The sequence below is a fragment of the Pantoea sp. R102 genome, assembly GCF_004916815.1.
GTDB lineage: Bacteria > Pseudomonadota > Gammaproteobacteria > Enterobacterales > Enterobacteriaceae > Pantoea > Pantoea dispersa.
Window position 1 is genome coordinate 1 of sequence record NZ_SDFT01000213.1, and the last position, 1,901, is coordinate 1,901.

Genomic DNA, 1,901 nt, shown 5'->3' on the forward strand with positions numbered 1-1,901 from the left:
GCTGCATGCGGCCCAGCGGCCATCGGACGGCAGCGTACGGTATGACGGGTAATATCCTTCATTCACGTTTTATCAAGATGCAGGAAACGTTGTTATGAAAAAACTGATGGTTGCCGGTGCAGCCTTACTTTACGTTGCCGTTTCTTCCGCTGCGATTGCCGCACCGGAAGAAGCCGGTGCTGCAGCAGGCGCGCAGGCGGGAGCAATCTCGACCGGTGCGACCACCGCTGTGGGTATCGGCGCACTCGGTGCGTTAGTGGGTCTCGGCGTTGCCGCTGCTGGCGGTGGCGACGGTGCAAATACCGGTACAACAACCACTACCACAACGAGCACCACTCGTTGATGTAGCACCTTTAAACATAACCACACAGTCGTGTGGTTATTTTTTGTTTTTTGCCTCTATTGAGACAGGGATACACAGTGCGCCGACTCTCTTTGCTGCTTCTTTTTTGCCTGTTGCTGCAGGCTTGCACACAAACGCAAAAAGGCCTCGAACAGACCGTGATGCTCGCCATCAGCGGTCCGGACGATGTCACCGTCAGCGATGAACAAATCGCTACTCTGCCCTATGCCAGCCTGTATGCGCGCGTCGATAACGGTCCGCGCATCTTTGTGGTGTTGGGCTACCTGGAAAACGGCCAGCAGAAATGGGTAACCCAGGATAAAGCCATGCTGGTGATGCAGCACGGCCGCCTGGTGAAAACCCTCGGCCTGCGCGACAACCTGCAGGCCGTCAGTAACCTGGCGCAGGATCCGCTGGCCGATGGGCTGCGGCTGCAAAATGGCGCGCAGTGGACGCGCGTCGTGCAGTGGCGCGAGCAGGACAACGTGCGCGCCGCCACCGCCCACTCCACCTTTCAGCGCGGCGACGATGAAGTGCTGAACCTCGCCGGCGAGCGGGTGCCCTGCCGCGTCTGGCACGAAATGGTAGAGATGGAGAGCCCCGGCGTCAGCTGGCAGAACACCTTCTGGATCGATAACCGCGACGGTACGGTGCTGCAGGCGCAGCAGATGCTGGCGGCTGACCAGTTCCCGATTGCAACTACCCTTTTGAAGCCGGCGAAATCATGAAAAAAATCAATTCTTTGCTGGCGACATTCGCCCTCACGGCGGCCAGCCACGCGCTGGCGGATAGCCAGGTGACGGTACACCCTGCGCACGATCAGCGCAGTTTCCAGATCGATCATGCCAGCACGCTGAGCGAACTGGTAACGAACCCGGCGCTGCACAGCTGGTGGCCGGGCACGGTGATTGCCGAACGCGGTGCGACCGCCGTGGCGCAGCAGCAGCACGCTCAGCTGCTGGCGGATCTGCGCGCCTGGCAGGCCGACAGCGGTGCTTCACTGGCCGCAACCATCGGCAGCGTAATCCAGCAGCTCAGCGCCCTGCAGGTTACCGGGCGCCAGTTTACTTCGCTCGATCCCGACTGGGTGCGGCTGCGTCCGAAAGCCAACCGTAAACTGCAGGGCAGCTACGACCTGTACATCGTGGCAGCGCCGACGCAGGTACGGGTGATGGGCGCACTCAGCCATCCCGGCAGTGAGAGCTGGCAGCCAGGACGCACGGTGCGTGACTATCTCGCGCCGCATGCGCGTTTATCGGGTGCCGAACGCAGCGTGGCCACGGTGATTGCGCCGTCAGGTGAGACGCAGCAGGTGCCGATCGCTTACTGGAATCAGCGGCATGTTGAAGTCGAGCCTGGCAGCATCATCTGGCTGGGCTTTTCCACATGGAGCCTGCCCTGGGGCCAGCCTGATTTGAATGCGCGCATGCTTTCCGTTCTGACTCACCGGATGCCAGACTGATGAAAAAACAATTACTCCTCAGCCTGTTGGCTGCTTCTGTCGCCGCCGCATGCCAGGTGCAGGCGGAAACCTGGCCGGAACCGGTCGGTCCTTCAC

At 60.9% G+C, this 1,901-nt stretch carries 3 protein-coding genes; all 3 read left to right on the plus strand.

The features are described from left to right. The first annotated feature begins 94 nt into the window (after positions 1–94). Positions 95–343 carry an exopolysaccharide production protein YjbE gene (yjbE, locus tag ERD80_RS19545; protein ID WP_021508031.1) on the plus strand — a complete coding sequence of 83 codons (249 nt, stop codon included), beginning with the start codon at positions 95–97 and terminating at the stop codon, positions 341–343. Positions 344–420: 77 nt separating this feature from the next. Continuing rightward, positions 421–1,071: a YjbF family lipoprotein gene (locus ERD80_RS19550; RefSeq protein ID WP_136548177.1), complete on the plus strand. Its 651-nt coding sequence runs from the start codon at positions 421–423 to the stop codon at positions 1,069–1,071. After that, positions 1,068–1,805 (plus strand): capsule biosynthesis GfcC D2 domain-containing protein, encoded by a 738-nt coding sequence (locus ERD80_RS19555; protein ID WP_136548180.1) that lies wholly within the window; start codon positions 1,068–1,070, stop codon positions 1,803–1,805. Before ERD80_RS19550 ends, ERD80_RS19555 begins: the two co-directional genes overlap by 4 nt. Positions 1,806–1,901: the final 96 nt, after the last annotated feature.